Source organism: Dehalobacter sp. DCA (genome assembly GCF_000305775.1).
Classification (GTDB): domain Bacteria; phylum Bacillota; class Desulfitobacteriia; order Desulfitobacteriales; family Syntrophobotulaceae; genus Dehalobacter; species Dehalobacter alkaniphilus.
On record NC_018866.1, the window covers coordinates 955,466 to 975,554 of the forward strand.

Consider the following 20,089-nt stretch of genomic DNA (forward strand, 5'->3'; position numbering starts at 1 on the left):
AGAAATGCTTACTAGATAGGCTCGCCTTCTGTTTTGACATATTCGTGGAATTTAGCCAGCAGCTTTTTAAATACGGGTCCTGGTTTACCGTCCCCGATCTTTCTGGAATCCAGCATAATAATCGGAATCAGCTCAGCCGCCGTACCGGTCAGGAAGCACTCATCGGCACTGTAGACATCAATCAGATGAAACAGCTCTTCTTGAACGGTGATCCCTTCCTGGCGGGCTAAATCAATAACCGAATCACGGGTGACGCCTTTTAAAATCCCGGCATAAACTGGAGGTGTGGTTATAACTCCGTCTTTGATAATGAAAATGTTATCGCCGGTGGCTTCACTGACATACCCTTCCTGATTCAACATCAATGCTTCCATCAGACCTGCCCTGTTGGCTTCAATCTTGGCCATAATATTGTTTAAATAGTTCAGGGATTTGATTCTCGGGCTTAACGCATCTGAACTGTTCCGTCGGGTTGCAGCCGTAATGATCTCCATCCCGTTTTCGTACATGCTCTGCGGATACAATGAAATATTGCCGGCAATACAAATAATTTCCGATTTAGGGCATTTCCTTGGGTCTAAGCCCATATCTCCGACCCCTCTGGAAATAATCAGGCGGATATAAGCATCTGTAAGGTTGTTTTTTCTTACAGTTTCTACAACGATATCCATCATTTCCCGACGGCTTACCTCAACGTTTAACAGAATCGCATTAGCGGACTCATACAGTCTGTCAATATGTTCCTTTAATTTGAATACCCGGCCGTTATAGGCCCGGATCCCTTCAAATACACCGTCTCCGTAAAGAAAGCCATGATCAAATACAGAAATTTTCGCCTCCTGGCTGTCAACAAATTTACCATCGCAATAGATAATCATGTGAATACTCCTTTCCGAAAATCAATTTTGATTTCAACACTATCTATATTGTAACGAAACACAATCAACATGTAAAATATACCTTAATAAAAAAAAACAGGGAGTCTAATTGCTACACTTCCTAACGTGCATATTCATATATGAGAAAAACTCTACGGACTTTCTGAACCATCATTATCTCGTTAACGCTGTGTTATAGCACATATAATTATTTTATCTAAGTGTATATGATACAGTTAACTGTGTCAATATATTTGGAATATACTTTTCATCCTGCAGTGGGCCGATCAAAAATATCCTTGCCAATTTCGGGATAGCTTGGTATAATGTCCACTGTACAGAAACACTTGTTCATTCAGAGGGGATAGGGAGGAAATATTTATGAAGAAAATTGTAATTGGTTTACTGGGTTTTGGAACTGTGGGATCAGGTACAGCCGCCATACTGGAAAATAACCGGTATGACATCAGTACCCGTACCAACGCAGATATAACTATAAAGAAGGCTTTAGTCCATGATATCCATAAACCTCGGCCGGATTGCCGCGGCATTATTTTGACAGACGATCCCAGGGAGATCACGGATGATCCGGAAATTGACATTGTTGTCGAAGTAATGGGCGGTATCGAGCCAGCCCGCACGCTTATCCTGACTGCAATGGCAAACGGCAAAAATGTAGTTACCGCCAATAAAGATCTTTTAGCTCAAAATGGAGAAGAACTGCTTGAGGCTGCGAAAAAGAACGGCCGAGATTTGTATTTTGAAGCCAGTGTCGCTGGCGGTATCCCGATTATCGCTGCCTTAAGGCAATCCCTGACCGCCAACCGGATCTCCTCACTGCTTGGGATTATTAACGGTACGACCAATTATATTTTGTCTGCTATGACCGAACAGGGACGCAATTTTGCTGATGTCCTGAAAGAAGCCCAAGAGCTCGGCTATGCTGAAGCAGATCCGGTCTCCGACGTAGAAGGGCTTGATGCCGCCCGCAAACTTGCGATTCTTTCTTCCCTGGCTTTTAATACGCGCGTGACGTTTAACGATGTTTATGCCGAAGGAATTTCCAACGTTTCTCCGGAAGATATCCACTATGCCGATGAGCTCGGCTGCGTGATTAAGCTGCTGGCCATTGCCAAAAATCAGGAAGAAGGGATCGAAGTCAGGGTGCATCCCGCCCTGATTTCCAAAAAACATCCGCTGGCCAATATCAGCGGTGTGTACAACGCGATTTATGTCACCGGTGATGCTATCGGAGAAACAATGTTTTACGGGAAAGGCGCCGGAGCCTTGCCGACAGGCAGTTCCGTTGTAGCCGACATTATCCAGATTGTACGCAATATGTCCGCCGGATCCGAAGGACTCCTGAATTGCGGCTGTTACCGCAACTATCCGATCATCTCAACGGATGATTTTACAACCGCTTATTACATCCGGCTTAAAGTTAAAGACGAGCCAAAAGTCTTTGCAACACTGGCGTTATTCTTTGCTGAAGCTGATATTAGCTTTAATTCCATCATCCAGAAACCGCGGCCGGATAAAAGCGCCGAAATCGCACTGGTGACCCACCCCTGCCGGGAAGGACAGCTCCGTCAGGCCATCCAGTCCCTAAATTCCTACAGCAAATTGGATAAGATTTATAATGTTATCCGGTTGGAGACAAGCGGAGTCTAATATCGTAATACTTTTGCTTTGCTCGGGTTAGTCTCCATAATGGATAACCGCTTTCGGCAGATAGTGCCCTCCTTGGCTTGTCGCTCCTTGCTATTGCATAGCATCGCGACATTAGTCCATCCATTATGGAGACGTAGTCTGGAACTGATGAAATTAACGTTATTTGAGATTGAACTGCTAGCTGTTTACTTCGCCCAGTAATTGTTATAGAATTTATACGAAGTTCAGACACAAATCGATATTATCAGCAAAAATGGAGGAAACGATGTTCCAAGTAAAAGTACCAGCAACTTCAGCAAATCTCGGACCAGGTTTTGACTGTATGGGACTGGCTTTAAGGCTATATAACTATATCCAGGCTGAAGAAAGTGAAAAACTGGAGATTATCCTTAAAGGCACCTATACGAGCAATATTCCGGCAGATGAAACAAACCTTTTATGGAAAACAGCCTGCAGGCTGTGGCAGAAAATTGGTTTCCAGCCTAGATTCTTAAAAATCACCCTGGAAAGCCATGTTCCGCCTGCCCGCGGACTGGGAAGCAGTTCCACCGCCGTTGTCGGCGGGTTGATTATCGCAAACGCGGTAGCCGGAAGCCCCTTAAACAAGCTTCAATTGCTTGAAATCGCTTCTGAAATCGAAGGCCACCCGGATAATGTCTCGCCTGCTCTTTGCGGCGGGATCACCTTGACAGTCATGGATGAAAACAAGCTTATTCCGAGGACGCTGGCGAAGTCTCCAAAATTCAAAGCCGTCGTCGTGATCCCGGATATTCTCGTTAAAACTGAAAAAGCGCGCGGGATACTGCCTGCTTCTGTTTCCAGGACTGATGTGATCTTTAATGCTTCCCGCGTCGGCCTTTTAGTTGATGCGTTTGTTAAAGAGGAATACGATTTATTGGCGATTGCCACTCAGGACAGGATCCATCAAAATCAGCGAGCTTCTCTGATCCCCGGTATGCCCGAAGCCTTAAAATCTGCTGTCCGCGCTGGCGCGTACGGCGCAGCCCTGAGTGGTTCCGGACCGACTCTGATTGCTTTTTGCCCCTATGGAAAAGAAGATCAGATAGCCATGACGATGAAGAACGTACTCCAGGAGAATGGTTTGTCTTCTGCAGCCCTGACCCTGGATATTGATTCTGAGGGAGCCGTGCTGACTGAAATTTGATATTTTGGGTAAGCCCTAAACAAGCGTAAATGAACCTATAAGATACTGTTAATCGTTTATACTATTGGCAGTATTTTTTTAACTTAGGGCTTACGTCATGTACCCTAACCGCTCTTCGGCTATTGCACCATCCTTGGCGAGTCGCTCCTTTGCCATTCATGACCGTCAAAAAGTCAAAGAACATGACAAAATTCTTGCTATTGCTTTGAAATCACTTCATAATTAATCCTGAGGTGGGATTATTAATGACTTTTGCAGAAAAATTAGATTTCTTAATGAATATTACGAAAACAAGTAATAGCGCTCTGGCTCAGCAGATCTCCGTAGATGCGTCTTTGATCAGCCGTTTTCGGCGCGGAGAACGCCAGCCTTCCCGCAACGCCAACTATCTGAAGACAATGTCTTCCTATTTGGCGCAGCGCTGTACCAAAGCGTATCAAATCACTGCTGTATTTGAACAGCTCAACATGATGCCAACCGCAGAATCTCAGATCGAGCAGTTTAAAATCCTGGTCCATCAGTGGCTTTCAGGTGAAATCGGCAATGATACCGAAACAGTCAGCGAATTTTTAAACGGACTGTCCAATTTTAAGTTCAAAAACCTGTCTCTGTTGGAAAGCAGCGAGGAACCGGAACTTGTCATGGAGCTGAAGATGGATGGTGCCGTCTTCTTTGGTGAGGAAGGTAAACGGGAAGCTGTGAGTACATTTCTGACCATGCTGCTATCCGGCAAGATTCCCCAAACGCTTCTTTTATATAGTGACGAGCGGATAGACTGGTTAACCGGGGATTATTCCTTTACGAAGAAATGGTCGGCCTTGCTCAGAAAGGCGATTCTGGCTGGAAATAGGATCAAAATCATCCACACGCTCAGCAGGGATTTGGATGAAATGCTCTCGGCAATCACCCAGTGGATGCCCATCTATATGACCGGAGCCGTGGAACCCTATTATTGCCCAAGAAAACGGGATGGGATTTTCGGACGGACTTTGTTCATTGCCCCCCAAACCGCCGCCTTAACTTCAACTTCTGTAGAAAACAAGACAGCGAATGCCGCTAATTTTCTGGTGACAGATAAAAAAACGGTCAGCGCTTTGACCGATGAATTCAACGATTATCTGTCCGTCTGTCGTCCACTGATGAACATCTATACCCTCGGAAATCAACAGGAATATCAGAAAAGATATTCACTGGCGCTGGCCCATTTTGACAGTGCGGAAGCTGATACAATCCTGAAAACAGAATCACTTTCCATGGTAACCATGCCTTCTGCAACCTTCGAACATATTTTGACCCGGATCGGCAGCACGGAAAAAAGAAACATCCTGTCTTACCATAAAAGCCGGATCAAAACTTTTGAGAAAAACCTTCTCCTACATCAGTACTATGAAATTGCGGCTCTCCCCGATCCTATCCTTATGAAAAAAGGTGAACTGCGCATCGGTTTCTCTTCCTTCATCATCCACGATCAGGAACTATACTATACGCAGGAAGAATACACGGCTCATCTCCAGCACCTTATCTTTCTGCTCGAAAATCATGAGAATTATCATCTGCGTCTTGTTTCCGAGGAAGAAAAGAAGGACTATCTGATCTATGCCAAAGACGCGGTCGGCGTGATGATTGCGAAGACCGCCCTGCCTTTTGTTGTATTTGAAGTCAATGAAAGCAATATGACCTCGGCTTTTTGGGACTCTCTCCGTAGTGTTGCAGTCAAACAAAAAAGCAAAAACGACAGACAGCTTACGATTGCTAAATTAAAAGCATTTATTCACGCCCTCCGGAATGTTGAGTAGCATAAAGGGCCAAATATTTTTCATAACTTCTGTAAACCTTCTCGACATATTCCCTGGTCTCTGTAATTGGAATTTCCTCAATACGGTACGCATTCGGGTCCTTCGGCCAATCATCCAGCCAGCTTTGCACCCTGCCAATCCCGGCGTTATAAGCTGCCAGGGTAAGAACCGTATTGCCGGAAAACTCCTTGCTCAAAGAAGCAAGATACCAGGTTCCGTAACGAATATTGGTTTCTGGATCAAGTAAATCAGTCTTCGCGTAATCCTCTTTCAGCCAGACAGCTACCTCTTTAGCTGTCCCTGGCATCAGTTGCATCAATCCGACCGCCCCTTTGGATGATTTCGATTTGGTGATGAACCTGCTCTCTTCCCTGATTACGGCAATCACCAGCAAAGGATCCGTATCATACTGTGCAGCATATTTTTCAACGGTCTGTTTGTATGGAAAAGGATACATCATTCTGCCGACAAAGTTTGACTGGTATACAGCCAGGATCATAAATAATAAAAAAATAATTGTTATGGTCTTAACAATTTTCTTCTTTGCGATAAACAAAATGCACCCATCCTATTTCAATATTCTAACCTTTTGATTATCAGTATGTTGATCTGAGCAAAGATATGATTTAATTCTGAAACATTATATACGACAAAGCTGCTTCAATGCAAGCCGAGACCTTGAATTACAGATAAATCTATGGAATGGAGATTTCAGGAAAACAGTTCTTTCCAGATCATTTCAAGTTGTTTTTCAGTTTCTCTCCAGTTCCTGGAATTATCAATGACCCGGTCGGCTTTCCTTTTTTTGTCCTCCAGCGGCATTTGCGCAGCAAGCCGCCGCTCAGCCTCTTCCCTAGTTAAGCTGTTTCGTTCCATCAGCCTGGTGATTTGTATTTCAGCAGGGACATAAACGACCCAAACCTCGTCGACAAATTTCCCCCATCCCGTTTCCAGAAGCAGCGGAATATCCAGGATAATCAGCTTTTCACTTTGGATTTCTGCCTTCAGGCATTGATCCTGCATCTGCTGCCGGATCAAAGGATGAACAAGTTCCTCAAGCCTTTGCCTGGCCTCAGGATCGGCAAATATGATTTTGCCTAGCTCCGCCCGGTCAATCTTCCCATCTCGGACGCATTCAGATCCAAACTCTTTTCCGATCAAAGGGATCAACGGCCCGTCATACAACCTATGAACTGCGTCATCCGCGTCAAAAATTGGGATGCCCTTCTGCGCAAACCAGCTGGCAACACGCGTCTTGCCGCTTGCTATTCCTCCTGTAAGTCCAATTTTGATCATGTTTAACCTCAAATTATTTTTAATGACCCGATGAGTATCAGGACGATCCCCGGCAGATACCTGACTCTCGCCATAACGCTCGCCGGAAGCCTGCCTGTCAATACCTGACCGGTAAAGATCATCAGAACCTGCATCAGCGTCACCATCCCGATGACATACCAGAAAATTCCTGTCAGTGCAGCGGCTACACCCGAAGCAAACGCATCCAGGGACAATGCCACGCCGAGAAGCAGACTTTCATTCAGCGTAATGACTCCGGAGCCGTCAATGTCTGCCGCATCCGGTGTCTGCAAAACCTGAATGACCAGACCAAAGAAATTCAAATTAATACTGAACAAAGTACGATACGGATTGTCATCTCTCTGCCCGACTGAAGCTACCATTACCGGGACAGCTTCAGGCAGTTCCGCTCTGTTTCTCAAAGTCTGAATCAATTGATACAAGCCGATTGCAATAAGAACGACTGCTCCCAGAATACCGGGATGGATCACCGTAAGCTGAGACGTGATCAGATGTCCGCAGTACATCGAGACTGTCATGGCGAGTGCCGTACAAAAGCCAATAATCATCATGGAACTGAGCGGTATCCGAATCCTCTTCAGACCGTAGGCCATCCCTACCCCAAAACCGTCAAGACTCAAAGCCAAAGCAAGGATCATTGCCATTCCCATATTCTTTTACCCCTTAAGTATTTCCTTCGGGATAATATATGGCTGTAACCTCGTTTTGGTGTGCCGCGCCGGCTCATCTGTGGTCGTCGGTCTGTCGGGTTTCCCGTATTAATCCTGGTAAACCAGCCACTCCTCCATCAGATAATCGAGCTCTGCCTGCACTTTCTCATACGACTGGTGCAGTGACAATGTCAGTTCATAATCACTGGCTGCGGCATCGAGCTTATCCTCAATTTCTTGAAGCAATAATTCTGTATCCGCAATTTTTTCCTCGATTTGCTTGATCTTTTTTTCTATCCGTTTGGTATTCTTGGACTCTTCCCTGTAATCTCTGGCTTTTTGAGCCTCTTCATTTTTACAGGTCTGATCTTCAGTGGCTTGAACAGATTCCATTTCTTCATTTTCACTCTTCTCGCTCATCTCACGATAGGCTGTGTAGTCTCCCTCAAATACCTTCAGACCATTCACTGTAAGCAATGCAATCTTATTCACGATTCGGTTCAGAAAGTACCGGTCATGGGATACGGTCAAAATTGTCCCGTTGTAATCCTGCAACACTTCCTCCAGGACTTCTCTCGTCTCCATATCGAGATGGTTGGTCGGCTCATCAAGCAAAAGCAGGTTTCCCTGATTCAGAAAAAGCTTGCAAAGCGCCAGCCTGCTTTTCTCTCCCCCGCTTAAACCAGCAACAGGTTTGAAAACGTCCTCTCCCCGGAAGCCAAACCGGGCCAAAACATTGCGTATTTCCGGGTCATCAAGCGTTGATGAATAACGGATTTCGTCCATGACAATTTCTCTTAATCCAATATTCTCATGCTCCTGGGAATAGTAGCTGACGGAGACATTCGCCCCGGTCCGGATCGTACCGTCATACGGAATTTGTCCTGTAACAGCTCTTAACAGCGTCGTCTTTCCGACCCCGTTTCTGCCGAGCAGGGCAATCTTATCACCACGGCGCAATTCCAAACCTACATGTTCAAATATGGTCTTCTGCCCGTACTTAACGGCCAGATCGTCTATCTCGAGAACCCGGTCACCTGAGCGGGTCTTGGCCTGGAGGCTTATGCTGAGTTTTTTCGAATCTTTCGGCGCATTCACCGGCGTAATTTTTTTCAGCATGGATTCCCTGCCCCGGGCCTGTTTGGCCTTGATTCCGGCACCATGACGCCGGATATACTCCTCCAGGTCCGCAATTTTTTTATTGATCCGTTCCGCTTCTCTGGTCAGCGATATTCTTTCAATATTCCGCTGCAGTTCAAATTCCGAATAGTTGCCGTTGTAAGCTTTCAGGAACCCATCCTCAATCAGGAAGGTGCTGTCCACGACTCTGTCCAGGAAGTACCTGTCATGGGAAACGACAAGCACAGCTCCAGCATAATCTCCCAGGTAATTTTCGAGCCATTCCAGTGCCTCAATATCGAGATGGTTCGTAGGCTCGTCAAGAATCAGAACGTCCGGATCACGCAGCAGAAGCTTACCAAGCGCCAGACGGGTTTTCTGACCACCGCTTAAATGATTAGCTTCAGTCGTCTGATGCCGGTCCATCCCGAGTCCGGTCAGGATCTTGCGGATCCTGGCTTCGAGCGCATAACCACCCGCCCTTTCATACTGTTCCGTAAGCAGACTGTACCTTTCGAGCGTTTTCTCATCGGCCTGCTCCGCCATTTTGTTTTCCAAGGATCTGAGGCTGTCCCGCATATCAAGAATATCCCGGCGTTCCGCCAGCATTTGTTCAAATACTGTACCGTGTTCTGCTGTGGATGCAGTCGTCTGCGGCAGATAGCCGACAGTACCCTGCCAGTTGATATCTCCGTTTTCATGAGCAATTTCTCCCATGACAGCCCTGATCAGTGTTGTTTTACCTGCCCCATTGGCTCCGACCAGGCCGGCTTTTTGACCCTTTTCCAAACGCAGCGTTATATGATCCAGCAGGGTGCTCCCTGCTACTTCAATTTCAAGTCCATTGCAATAAAGTATGCTCATCCTTCTGTGAAATACTCCTCCTGGATTCTTTCTTCCTGCATGAAAAGTTATTCCTTCTTCAAAACAAATTTCATCTATTTCTGGCAGTTCGGACAGTACACCGTTGTCCTTCCGGCTACTTTGATTTTGGCCAATTGGCCTCCACAATATTTACACTCCTGACCGCTGCGTCCGTAAACCATCAGATTTTCCTGAAATGCACCCTTCTTGCCGTCTGCATCACGATAATCACGAAATGATGTTCCGCCAGCCGTGATTCCTTCCTGCAGAACCTCACAGATCGCATCGTAAAGCAGAATAATCTCCGACACCTTTAACGAAGCCGTATTCCTATCCGGCAAAATACCTGCGCGGAACAGGGCCTCGTCCGCATAAATATTTCCGATACCGGCTACGACGGTCTGATCCAGCAGCGCAGCCTTGATCGTACTCTTTTTCCTGGCCAGTCGCATCCCGAGCTGATCAAATGCAAATGACTCGTCCAGCGGTTCCGGCCCAAGTTTAGCCAAGCAGGCAGCCTTAAATGCCATTTTAAAAGACACCAGCTGTATTCTGCCAAATTTCCGGATATCGGAGTAATGAAGTTCTCCCTGATCGAGCCTAAACACAACATGCGTATGTTTATCCGGCTCGTGCTGCTCAGGATAATAGATCAAACGCCCGGTCATCCTGAAATGAATGATCATCGTAAGGCCGTGACTCAGGTTCATGAGCAGATACTTGCCACGTCTGTCAAGGCTTTCAATCGTCCGGTTCCTGACCAAAGCGCTGAAATCCTCATCCGCCAGAGAAACTGCTGCCGGAAGCCATCGGACTTCGACATCTTCAATTGTCTTTCCCAAGATCCTTGCAGCCAGGGACAGCCGGATACTTTCTACTTCGGGAAGTTCAGGCATCGGATCGACCTCCTAAAACAACAGCGCACCTACCTGATAAGGGACCATATCATACCAGTTGCTTCCGACTTTGCAGTCTACCAGCAATGGAACAGAAATCGGGAAAGCCTGCTCCATCTCTTTCTTGACAATTGCTGCGACCTTGGGAAGCGCTGACGGTTCGACTTGGACTACCAGTTCGTCGTGAACCTGAAGCAGAATTTCTGCCTGCAGGCCCCCAAGCGCTTCAGCTACTTTAATCATCGCAATTTTCATAATATCAGCCGCGGTTCCCTGGATCGGGGTATTCTTGGCAATCCGTTCGCCAAACTGCCGCGTCATTCTGTTTGGATGAGACAATTCGGGGATTTTCCGCAGCCGGTTCAGCATCGTACGAACCTCTCCCTTTTCTTTGGCTTCAGCGACGGCCTCCTCAAGATAACGGTGAACACCGCTGTATCTTTCAAAATACTGACTGATATAGTATTTTGCCTCTTTTCTGGAAATGGTCAGATCCCTGGCCAGTCCAAAGTCCGTCAGACCATACATTAAACCAAAGTTAACCGCTTTGGCCTTGCGCCGCATATCTGAATTGACTTCGTTCAGCACTACGTCAAACACCTCGGCAGCTGTACGTCTGTGCACGTCTTCCCCAATCAGGAAGGACTCACAAAGTATTGGATCTTTCGAATAATGCGCCAGAATTCTTAATTCAATCTGAGAATAATCCGCGGATAACAAAAGCCAGTCTTCCTGAGTTGCCTGGAAAACCTTCCTAAGTTTCCGGCCTTCTTCCAGACGGATTGGAATGTTTTGCAGATTCGGTTCTGTACTGGAAAGTCTGCCGGTAGCTGTAACCGTCTGCTGAAACGTGGTATGAATTTTGCCGTCACAACACTGGGCCAACAGGCCCTTGACATAGGTGGAATTCAGTTTGACCAGCTGCCGGTATTCCAGTAGTTTCTCCACGACAGCGTGCTCCGTCCGCAATTCTTCCAGCGTTTCCGCATCCGTTGAATAACCCGTTTTAGTTTTTTTGAGTGGCGGAAGCCCTAAATTCTCAAATAGAATCCTGCCAAGCTGCTGCGGCGAATTGATATTAAAGTTTTCACCGGCCAGATTGTAAATCTCACTTTCCAATCGGCTGATCTTAACCTCAAGTTCCTGACCATATTCCTGGAGTTTCACCTTGTCCAGGGCAATTCCGGTCTTTTCCATCCTGGCCAATATGAGGCTTAAAGGCTCTTCAACCTCATGCAAGAGCTTTTCAAGATCGTCTTCCGCCAGTTTTTCCATATAGGAAGCGGCAAGTTTCCGTAGCAACGCGGCCTCACGGGCCGGAGTAAACGAAAACAAATCTGTCGCATAATCCCTGAGCAGCTCCGAAGCGCTAAAATTGGACCGATTCGGATTCAGCAAATAAGCGGCCAGGCTTAGGTCCAGATCAACGCCGGCGAATGTCTTATTCTCATTGAGAAGCAGTGAATACAGCCCCTTGCTGTCTGCAACCACTTTGCGGACACCGTCGTCAGCCAGGATTTCTTCCCAGAGACGCAGCACACTTGGAGCAGCAGCATACCGGTTTAGCGAATACGTATGATGTTCATCGCAGATCCCCATTTCAGTCCAGAGCCCCTGATGAATATTCCTGCCCTCAAAACGATAACTGAGTGCGAGGACCGGTTTCTGCTCAAGCCAAGTATTCAGCAGCTCCAGCCAGCCTTCTCCGTCCATGTTCTTTTCTTGCTGGACCGTATCAATGATCTCTGCCTTGTGATCTTTCATGCCGCCTTTATACTGATCTATATTCGGCTCTCCATCTAAATCTTTAAATAAATCTCCATATAGGTCATCAATTAAATCTGGCTTAGAAGAAGCTATCCCGTGAGTCTTAATTTCCTGATTTCTGTTACCTGATGCTTTTTGCTTCTTGCCTTTTTCGATCATTTGCTCAGGACCCGTTACCGCAGTGAGGCTCTGTTCAAACAGCGATGCGACTTTATATAAGCTGTAGCCATGGAGGATCTTTTTGCAGGCAACTTTGTCCGGCTCCATCCATCTTAAGTCGTCAAGAGAAAACGTAACCGGCACATCGTGAATCATTGCTGCGAGCTTTTTGCTTAAGAGTGCCTGATCAGCGTATTGATTCAGCAGTTCCTTTAATTTATTGCCTTTGACCTCATCCTTGTTCTGCAGCACATTTTCGACGGACCCGTATTCGTGAAGCAGTTTCAGTGCGGTCTTTTCCCCCACACCGGGAATCCCGGGGATATTGTCCGAAGCGTCCCCCATCAGGCCTTTCAGATCGATAATCTGGGCAGGCTTCAGCAGATATCTTTCTTCCAGCCGTTGTTCGTTATAACACTCAACTTCCGAAATCCCTTTCATTGTCAGCAGCACAGAGCTATGCGGTGAAATCAGCTGAAGAGCGTCCCTGTCTCCGGTGAAGATTAAAACTTCTATTTGCTGGGCAATCGCCAGATCGTTTACTGTCGCTATGATATCATCCGCTTCGTAACCTTCCAGTTCCAGCATCGGAACGGCCATCACCCGCAGAATCTCTTTCAGATAATTAAACTGCGGCCGCAAAGTCTCCGGTGTCTCTTTCCGGTGCGCTTTGTAGCCTGCAAACTGCTCGATGCGGACCGTTGCTTTCGTCTTGTCAAAAGCTACGACCCAATAGTCAGGCTTCTGCTCTTTCTGGAGCCTGAACAGCATCGTCAGAAAGCCGTGCACGGCATTCGTGGGAAGCCCTTCGTCGGAATTAAGCGGTGGAAGCGCATAGAAAGCTCTATATATAAGACTGTTACCGTCTAAGATCAGCATTCGGGGCATCGTAATACTCCTTTCAAGAACCGTTTCTTCAGAATCTCCCTCGGAATCATTCGTCAAAACAATTCCTTTGAATATACCTTTCTATATCATAACCTTTTCTGGAATCAAGTACAACAAGTACACAGCACAGAAAAATAAACGGCTGCATTACTGCAAGCCGTTTAATATCCGCTGATTTCAGTCATTCACACTTCTTTGTCCGCTGCATCATTGATTTCGATCATTCATCATGCTATTCTCTGAAAAGTATCGGAGAGCTCCTGGATACTGGCATTGACCTCCGAGGGTAGACAGTTCCCACCTCTCTAAGACATCCTGTTATAGACAATAGGCTTAAAGGAAAGTTTCGACTTCTTCTTTCCTTCTAAAAATTCGGGATTGTCAGAAGGCTCACTTTCATATTCAGTCTCAGGCTTAGTTTCTAGTTCAATTATACCGTCTGCCTGATCATGATTTTGACTCTTCCCTATGAACCTTGCGCCCTGTTCAATCTGAAGTCCTTTTGTTTTTATATCACCATAGACTACGGCAGTTGAAGCTATTACCAATAAGTTTTCAGCTGTAATATTTCCATGTACTTCTCCCTGTATCCGGGCGTTTACAGCAAAAATTTCTGCTTCTACTTTTCCGTGCGGACCCACAAGCAGATCTGCTTTTGTTTCGACTGTACCTTCAAGCTCCCCGTCAATTATCACATTGGTTCTGGAGTTTATTTTCCCTGTTATTTTGCATTCTTTGGCAACGTACACGTCATTATCCGTTTTTTTACCAAATTCGACAGCTTCCATCTTCTTTTCCTTTCACTCTTCCATTATTAAACAGTATATTTAAATTTAGGATATGACAACGGAGCCAAATATTATATAGGCCATTAGTCCTATTTTTATACAATAGTTACAAACAGTGATATGTAAATCTACAATAATTTAGGGTAATCAGCCGAAATATATAGGATTGGGCATATAGTGGAAAATAGAAAGAGGACACAGCAAAAGTTGCATCCTCTTTTCTTATGTCAATTATCCTGTACGTTTATTCGGACCGTGAGTCCTTTTCCCTGATTTCAACCCTGCGGATTTTGCCGCTGATGGTTTTGGGAAGCTCGGTCACAAACTCAATCACCCTCGGATATTTATAGGGTGCGGTTACCTTTTTGACATGATCCTGCAATTCCTTAATCATGTCTTCCGAAGGTTCGTAACCTTTGTTCAGTACGATCGTCGCCTTGACGTTAAATCCTCTGATAGGATCCGGAACGCCCGTTACCGCTGATTCCAGAACAGCGGGATGCTCTGCGAGCGCCGACTCGACTTCGAAAGGCCCGATGCGGTAACCGGATGATTTAATAATGTCGTCATTCCTGCCGATATACCACAGGAAACCAAGCTCATCACGGTAGGCCAGATCGCCGGTATGATACAGGCCGTCATGCCAGGAACGCTGCGTATTCACTTCGTCCCGGTAATAGCCCATGAAAAGACCTTTCGTCTTGGTCGCGTAATCCGGAGCTTTGATGCAGATTTCCCCGGTTACACCAGGGTCAACCTCTTTGCCGTCTTCATCCGCAACAACCATCTGATAACCCGGTGTGGGCATCCCCATCGAACCGGGTCGCGGCTGCACCCATGGGTACAGGATCGAGCAGCAAACGGTTGTCTCCGACTGCCCAAAGCCTTCAAAGATACGCAGTCCGGTAGCCTGCCGCCATTGATTGAACACTTCCGGATTTAAGGCCTCTCCTGCGGTACAGCAGTGTTTCAGCGCCGACAGGTTGAAGTTCTTAACATCTTCCCGCAGCATAAAGCGGTACATGGTCGGCGGTGCACAGAAAGTGGTTATTTGGTATTTCTCCAGTTTCTGCAAAATATCCGCGCCGTTAAAGGTATCAAAGTCATATGTGAATATCGCTGATTCACCTAACCACTGGCCATACATTTTGCCCCAGAGGGATTTCAACCATCCAGTGTCGGAGATTGTGAAATGCAGACCGCCAGGCTCTACCCTGTGCCAGAAAATGCCCGTCATAATATGTCCTAAGGGATAAGCATGATCATGCGAGACCATCTTGGGATAGCCGGTCGTGCCGGAGGAAAAGGCCATAATCAGCATATCCGTGACTTTGGTCGCTTCTTCGCCGGTAGGGCGTTCCCATTTGTCAGACGCAGCTTCAACCCCGGCTTCAAAATCGAGCCAGCCCTCTCCTGCCTCCTTATGTTTCGTAACCGCTTTCATCTGAACCGTTTTACATTCTGGAGCAGCCTCGTCAAAATGCCGGGTACAATCACCGTCTGCGGTAATCACGGCCATCTTGATACCTGCCGCCTGGCAGCGATAGATATAATCTTTAGCCGTCAGCAGGTTCGTTGCTTGAACGGCCACTGCGCCAATTTTATGCAGGGCCATCATGGCATACCAGAACAAATAGCTTCTTTTTAAAACCAGTAGGACAAGATCTCCTTTTTTAATGCCAAGTGACTTAAAATAATTCGCCGTCTTATCAGACCAGCGTTTCATTTCAGCAAAAGTAATCCTTTTTTCTTCACCGCTATTGCTTACCCAGAGCATCGCCAGCTGATCGGGTTTCTCCTCAGCCAATTTATCAAGGACATCGTAGGCAAAGTTAAAATCATCCGGACAGGTCACCTTAAAATTCTTATATAAATCTTCCAGCGTGACATAGTCGTCCCGGTGTCTGCCAATATACTTCTCATACATGATCATGTGCGCGTCCTCCTTTATTTCATGACGATGGCCAGGAATTTTGCCGGAGCATCGCCATGGGTCTTCATCGCGTGGGGAACGGACGAATCGAAGTAAACGCTGTCACCCTCACCGAGTTCGTAAACCATCTCACCGATAAAAAAGTCCATGGATCCTGAAACCAGGTAATTGAATTCTTGCCCGTCATGGGAATGACGTTCCGGTATCGCATTGTTCGGTTCTACTGTCACCATAAATGGTTCAGCTTTCTTATTGCGGAAGGTGAAGGCCAGGTGCTTGTAATCGTAAGCTTTTCGGCGGTTGATCTCATACCCGCCGCCGGCTCTGACCACGCAGCAGGTGGATAGCTTCGGTGACTCGCCACTGATGATATCCAGTACGTCAACCCCTAAAATACCTGCAACATTGTACAGAAAACTAAACGAAAAATCTTTTTCTCCTGCTTCATATTGAAGATAATCCGCAACCGGAACATCGAGTATCTCAGCAATTTTTTCCGGCGTGAAGCCCGTTGACTCGCGCAGCATCAAGAGACGTGCACCCATATCCTTTAGTTGATCAGTCAAGTTAATGGCACCTCCTTATAATTTGCCTGTTTTAAGTAAAACTTGGCTGAAGCCAAGCCTTGGCTAAGGCTACAGCCTTAGCTGCACTTATGTAAAGCAGAAAGCGTTTAGAGCCTTCCTGCTATACTAAAATAATTGCCGAATCATACTACTATACTATAACACTATGTTTCAATAGTATTATAATACTATGCTGTAATACAATACGGCAATACTTTTACAAGACTTTTTTAAAATACTTAAGTCAAAACTGTATTACTTAAGTTAAGACGCTACGACTTTAGTTAAATTTATACCCGATTTCTATCGCTTTGATATTGGATGCCAGAAGATCTTTCTTTCTCTCCGGAATCGACTTGGATACTGCTTTATTCAGCATCTCCAGATCAAAAATATCGGCTTGCTTGGCAATTTTCCCAACCATGACCATATTCGCGAGTCCTTTCAGGCCGGCGTCTTCAGCCAGCTTCGTGGCCGGTATATAAAAGGTCTGAACATCGGTACGCTGTACCTGGATCGGGATCAGGGAGGAATCAATGATGATTGTCCCGTTTTGCTGGACGTCACTTTCAAATTTTTCGAGGGATGGCTGGTTCATCGCAACCAACATCCCGGGATAGGTAATAATTGGTGATCCGATCGGCGTATCGCTGACAATCACGTTAATATTCGCTGTGCCGCCGCGCATTTCCGGCCCGTAGGACGGAAGCCAGCTGACTTCCTTACCCGCCAGCAGCCCGGCATAGACAAGAATCTTGCCGGCGAAAAGCACACCCTGTCCGCCGAAACCTGCAATCATAAGTTCAAGTGTCGTGCTCATTAAAAAACCTCCTTATCCTTATAGACACCCAGCGGGTAGTAAGGAATCAGGTTCTCGCGCAGCCAGGTGAGCGCTTCAACAGGCTCTAGCCCCCAGTTGGTCGAGCAGGTCGACAGAACCTCGACAATCGTAAAGCCTTTCCCGGCGATCTGGTATTCAAAAGCCTTTTTGATCGCCTTCTTGGCGTTGATCACATTTTTAACACTATCGACAGATACGCGCTCGGCGTAGGCCGTCCCGTCAATCGTGGAAAGCGTTTCGCAGACTTTCAAGGGGAAGCCTGCATACTTCGGATCCCTCCCGTAAGGAGAGGTCTGCGTGATCTGCCCCGGGATGGTCGTAGGGGCCATCTGTCCGCCGGTCATGCCATAAATGGCATTGTTGACGAAGATAATGGTAATATTTTCACCTCGGGCTGCTGCATGAACGGTCTCAGCCGTCCCAATAGCTGCCAGGTCTCCGTCCCCCTGGTACGTAAATACGATATTGGACGGATTGGCGCGCTTAAGGCCTGTCGCAACTGCCGGAGCCCGGCCGTGCGCTGCCTGCGCCATATCACATTCAAAATAGTTATAAGCAAGTACAGCGCAGCCAACAGGGGCGACACCGACTGTTTTTCCGGTAAGATCAAGTTCGTCAAGAACTTCTGCCACCAGCCTGTGAATAATCCCATGGGTACAGCCGGGGCAATAATGACTGGATACATCTGAAAGTGCTTTCGGTCTTTGAAAAACAATTTCCATAATTAACTCCTTTCCGCCTGCGCAGCGTTTTCTATTGCTTCCAAGACAGCTTCTGGAGTCGGAACCATCCCGCCGGTACGGCTGCAGAGATGCACCGGGCGGCTGCAGCGGATGCTCAGCTCCACATCCTGGATCATTTGTCCCATACTCATTTCAACCACCACAAAAGCCTTTGCTTTTTCCGCTGCGGCTTTCAGCTGGTTTTTCGGGAACGGCCATAAAGTAACCGGACGAATCAACCCTGCTTTTATGCCTTTTTTACGGGCTTCGTTAATCGCATTTCGGGCTATTCTGGCGCAGATACCATAAGCAACGATAATTACTTCCGCATCCTCGGTCAGGCAATTGTCCGTTCTGGCAATTTTTTCAACTTCCGCGTATTTTTCAAAACGTTTCAAGTTAAGCATCTCGAGCTCTTCGGCTTCGAGATAAAGCGAATTAATGACATTTCTTTTTCTCTGACCTTTTGTTCCAGTCAGCGCCCAATCCTTGGTAACGTTCGACGCCGCTTCGCCGCGGCTGATGTCCACAGGCTCCATCACCTGTCCAAGCATCCCGTCGCCTAAAATCATCGCGGTCATCCGGTACTGGTCAGCCAGTTCAAAAGCTTCTACCGTCAGGTCGAACATTTCCTGAACGTTATTCGGTGCAAGCACAATCATATGAAAATCTCCGTGACCGGAAGAACGTGTTGCCTGGAAATAGTCGGACTGGGACGGACGGATTCCGCCAAGTCCAGGACCGCCGCGTTGAATATTGACCAGCACTGCAGGCAGATCGCTTCCTGCCATATAGGATAAGCCTTCGCTTTTCAGGGAAATTCCCGGGCTCGATGAAGACGTCATCGCTCGGACTCCCGCTGAGGACGCTCCGTAAACCATGTTGATGGCCGCAATTTCACTTTCCGCCTGCAAATAAGTTCCTCCGATTTTCGGCATACGTTTGGCCATATAAGCTGCAACCTCGGTCTGAGGCGTTATCGGATAACCGAAGAAATGACGGCAGCCGGCCATAATTGCGGCTTCGGCAATTGCTTCATTTCCCTTCATTAATACTTTCTCCGCCATTTTCTTTAATTCACCTCTTTTTCAATCTGAATACAAACATCCGGACACATGATCGCGCAGAATCCACAGGCCGTGCACGCTTGCTGATCTGTCATTTCCGCAGGATGAAATCCTTTGCTGTTAAGGGTTTCGGGCGAAAGTCTGAGCAAATTCTTAGGACAAGCGTTTACACAAAGAGAGCAGCCTTTGCATCTGTCTGCCTCGATTGTTAGTTTCGTCACTTTTGCCATTCATACTCCTCCAAATCTATTGGAAATATATTTTGAATATTACTTGCCAGTTCCGCTGCCAGACTTCTCTGCACGGTTGTCATCACAATCGGCAGTCCCGTCCTTTCAGAGATTTGCTCTGCGTAAGGAAGCGAATTCATAACATCGGAGGCGGTAGTAGCATTACCCAGGTTAGAATTATTAATAATTCCGGAAAATTTGATTCGCGCTGCCGCTTCAATTTCGTATTTAATTTTAATCGTCGCTTCGGCATCGCGGCTTAAAGGCCGGTACATATTTACAACAATGTAGGCAGCAGCATCTGTACGGTGGAGCTGTTCGTAATAGCGGCCGAGAGCATAGGCGCCTCTGTCGTCTCCGCCAACGTCAATCACCGCATAGGCATCGCGTTCGTCAAATATCGCATTGATTTCTCCCGGAACAGCAGGAATATCAACATTCGAATTCGCATAATCCGAGGAAATCAGCTTAATCCCTGACCTTTTCAGCACCTGCGCGCTATCTTTGGTTCTGAAATAAGGGTTAACAATATCCAGATCGGCAATGGTGACTTTCTTATGACTTTTTTTCAGCCACAAGGCGTAGTTTACAGCAACACTCGTCTTGCCGCTGCCATAGTGACCGGCAAAAATGGTAACCCTTGCACTCTGCACACGAGACCTCCTAAAGTAAGAATTATAAGACAATTAAAATTAATAATACCACAAATTCACGTTTGATATCAACTTCAATACATATTAAATACTCAATTTTCGGCTTATTTAATGGTTAC

General features: G+C 46.6%; 18 protein-coding genes. 3 read left to right on the top strand and 15 right to left on the bottom strand.

The genetic code is table 11. From position 1 onward, the window contains the following. Positions 1–11 precede the first annotated feature (11 nt). Entirely contained in the window at positions 12–878 is an 867-nt protein-coding gene (ilvE, locus tag DHBDCA_RS04455; RefSeq protein WP_015042974.1) for a branched-chain-amino-acid transaminase, read from the bottom strand. A gap of 381 nt (positions 879–1,259) precedes the next feature. Between ilvE and DHBDCA_RS04460 the strand changes: the two genes are divergently transcribed. The 3 genes from DHBDCA_RS04460 to DHBDCA_RS04470 all read left to right on the top strand — a co-directional run bounded on the left by DHBDCA_RS04460 (position 1,260) and on the right by DHBDCA_RS04470 (position 5,510). After that, entirely contained in the window at positions 1,260–2,549 is a 1,290-nt protein-coding gene (locus DHBDCA_RS04460; protein ID WP_015042975.1) for a homoserine dehydrogenase, read from the top strand. A gap of 265 nt (positions 2,550–2,814) precedes the next feature. Next, complete coding sequence (gene thrB, locus DHBDCA_RS04465) at positions 2,815–3,714, top strand: homoserine kinase (protein WP_015042976.1); 900 nt, start codon at positions 2,815–2,817, stop codon at positions 3,712–3,714. A gap of 245 nt (positions 3,715–3,959) precedes the next feature. After that, entirely contained in the window at positions 3,960–5,510 is a 1,551-nt protein-coding gene (locus DHBDCA_RS04470; protein WP_015042977.1) for a hypothetical protein, read from the top strand. Here DHBDCA_RS04470 and DHBDCA_RS04475 read toward each other — a convergent pair. The 14 genes from DHBDCA_RS04475 to DHBDCA_RS04540 all read right to left on the bottom strand — a co-directional run bounded on the left by DHBDCA_RS04475 (position 5,482) and on the right by DHBDCA_RS04540 (position 19,970). Further along, positions 5,482–6,066 (bottom strand): lytic transglycosylase domain-containing protein, encoded by a 585-nt coding sequence (locus DHBDCA_RS04475; protein WP_015042978.1) that lies wholly within the window; start codon positions 6,064–6,066, stop codon positions 5,482–5,484. The two genes, DHBDCA_RS04470 and DHBDCA_RS04475, sit on opposite strands and share 29 nt — an antisense overlap. Before the next feature lie 155 nt (positions 6,067–6,221). After that, entirely contained in the window at positions 6,222–6,806 is a 585-nt protein-coding gene (coaE, locus tag DHBDCA_RS04480; protein ID WP_015042979.1) for a dephospho-CoA kinase, read from the bottom strand. An 8-nt stretch (positions 6,807–6,814) separates the two neighbouring features. Continuing rightward, entirely contained in the window at positions 6,815–7,477 is a 663-nt protein-coding gene (gene ytaF, locus DHBDCA_RS04485; protein ID WP_015042980.1) for a sporulation membrane protein YtaF, read from the bottom strand. A 108-nt stretch (positions 7,478–7,585) separates the two neighbouring features. Then, complete coding sequence (locus tag DHBDCA_RS04490) at positions 7,586–9,460, bottom strand: ABC-F family ATP-binding cassette domain-containing protein (protein WP_015042981.1); 1,875 nt, start codon at positions 9,458–9,460, stop codon at positions 7,586–7,588. A 74-nt stretch (positions 9,461–9,534) separates the two neighbouring features. Next, entirely contained in the window at positions 9,535–10,356 is an 822-nt protein-coding gene (mutM, locus tag DHBDCA_RS04495; protein WP_015042982.1) for a DNA-formamidopyrimidine glycosylase, read from the bottom strand. 12 nt (positions 10,357–10,368) lie between these two features. Next, on the bottom strand, positions 10,369–13,170 hold the full coding sequence (gene polA, locus DHBDCA_RS04500; protein ID WP_034378554.1) for a DNA polymerase I: 2,802 nt from the start codon (positions 13,168–13,170) through the stop codon (positions 10,369–10,371). Positions 13,171–13,475: 305 nt separating this feature from the next. Further along, positions 13,476–13,958 carry a bactofilin family protein gene (locus DHBDCA_RS04505; protein ID WP_015042984.1) on the bottom strand — a complete coding sequence of 161 codons (483 nt, stop codon included), beginning with the start codon at positions 13,956–13,958 and terminating at the stop codon, positions 13,476–13,478. A gap of 244 nt (positions 13,959–14,202) precedes the next feature. After that, positions 14,203–15,891 carry an AMP-binding protein gene (locus DHBDCA_RS04510; RefSeq protein ID WP_015042985.1) on the bottom strand — a complete coding sequence of 563 codons (1,689 nt, stop codon included), beginning with the start codon at positions 15,889–15,891 and terminating at the stop codon, positions 14,203–14,205. 14 nt (positions 15,892–15,905) lie between these two features. Then, positions 15,906–16,457: a helix-turn-helix domain-containing protein gene (locus DHBDCA_RS04515; protein ID WP_015042986.1), complete on the bottom strand. Its 552-nt coding sequence runs from the start codon at positions 16,455–16,457 to the stop codon at positions 15,906–15,908. Between the two features lie 280 nt (positions 16,458–16,737). After that, entirely contained in the window at positions 16,738–17,277 is a 540-nt protein-coding gene (locus DHBDCA_RS04520) for a 2-oxoacid:acceptor oxidoreductase family protein (RefSeq protein ID WP_015042987.1), read from the bottom strand. Beyond that, positions 17,277–18,020 carry a thiamine pyrophosphate-dependent enzyme gene (locus DHBDCA_RS04525; RefSeq protein ID WP_015042988.1) on the bottom strand — a complete coding sequence of 248 codons (744 nt, stop codon included), beginning with the start codon at positions 18,018–18,020 and terminating at the stop codon, positions 17,277–17,279. Before DHBDCA_RS04525 ends, DHBDCA_RS04520 begins: the two co-directional genes overlap by 1 nt. 2 nt (positions 18,021–18,022) lie before the next feature. Beyond that, a complete protein-coding gene (gene vorB / locus DHBDCA_RS04530) occupies positions 18,023–19,087 on the bottom strand; it encodes a 3-methyl-2-oxobutanoate dehydrogenase subunit VorB (RefSeq protein WP_015042989.1) in 1,065 nt (354 codons plus the stop codon). Between the two features lie 5 nt (positions 19,088–19,092). Next, positions 19,093–19,317: a 4Fe-4S dicluster domain-containing protein gene (locus DHBDCA_RS04535; protein WP_015042990.1), complete on the bottom strand. Its 225-nt coding sequence runs from the start codon at positions 19,315–19,317 to the stop codon at positions 19,093–19,095. Next, positions 19,305–19,970 carry a nucleotide-binding protein gene (locus DHBDCA_RS04540; RefSeq protein ID WP_015042991.1) on the bottom strand — a complete coding sequence of 222 codons (666 nt, stop codon included), beginning with the start codon at positions 19,968–19,970 and terminating at the stop codon, positions 19,305–19,307. Before DHBDCA_RS04540 ends, DHBDCA_RS04535 begins: the two co-directional genes overlap by 13 nt. Between the last annotated feature and the right edge of the window lie 119 nt (positions 19,971–20,089).